General features: G+C 41.5%; 2 protein-coding genes. Both read left to right on the forward strand.

Annotated elements, in window-relative coordinates:
* Positions 1–115 (forward strand): DUF2799 domain-containing protein (locus R7Z49_RS25480; RefSeq protein ID WP_318094233.1); only part of this gene is annotated, 115 nt, incomplete at its 5' end.
* Positions 116–254: 139 nt separating this feature from the next.
* Positions 255–587, forward strand: coding sequence for a hypothetical protein (locus R7Z49_RS25485; protein WP_029999935.1), 333 nt, complete (start codon positions 255–257; stop codon positions 585–587).
* The last annotated feature ends 76 nt before the right edge of the window (positions 588–663 follow it).

A 663-nucleotide genomic window follows, 5' to 3' on the forward strand; every position in this document is an offset into this window, starting at 1 on the left:
TGCTTATCAAATGGGTCTATCTGGCCAATATTATGAGGGTGTCTGTGAGGGCACTGAGCAAGCGCAAAAATTCCGCATGGAATGGCAACGAGGCTGGAACGAATACAGTAATTAATAAATACAGCAATTAACGCCAAGACTCACTGTGTTTCATAATCAAGACGATAGTTTGGCTTGTTGAACTTCTGACAATTCTATCGGATCGCTTTGGTCTACTTGGCTCATTGAGATTGAGTAATAAGTGATATTGAAATATGAAAAAGTACTTTTTAGTTGCGTTAGTATTACTGCCGCTAACCGCAAGTGCCGGCAATGTGCTGAAAGATACGATCAAAGCGAAACGCAAATACGACCATAACAAGCATCAGATTACGAATACGCTCAATAATACCAAGCGGGATATTGAAGATCTCACCAACGGGACTTACGTGCAAAACAAAATGAAACGGGAAGTAAACGAGGCGACAAGCCAGTACACGAATAAAGTGGAACGCGTTAAAAATGCCACTGATCCAGACCAGATCAAGCGTAAGGTGAATAACGAGTTAAATCGCGAATTTGATGAGTGGTTGTATGATGGGGATTGATGTTTGATGTATCAGCTCCGGCAAAAAGATAAGGTGGCCCATGAGCCACCTTTTTACTATCCAACCTTCTTACATT

This window comes from Vibrio sp. 1562, from assembly GCF_033340155.1.
In the GTDB taxonomy this organism is placed as follows: domain Bacteria; phylum Pseudomonadota; class Gammaproteobacteria; order Enterobacterales; family Vibrionaceae; genus Vibrio; species Vibrio alginolyticus.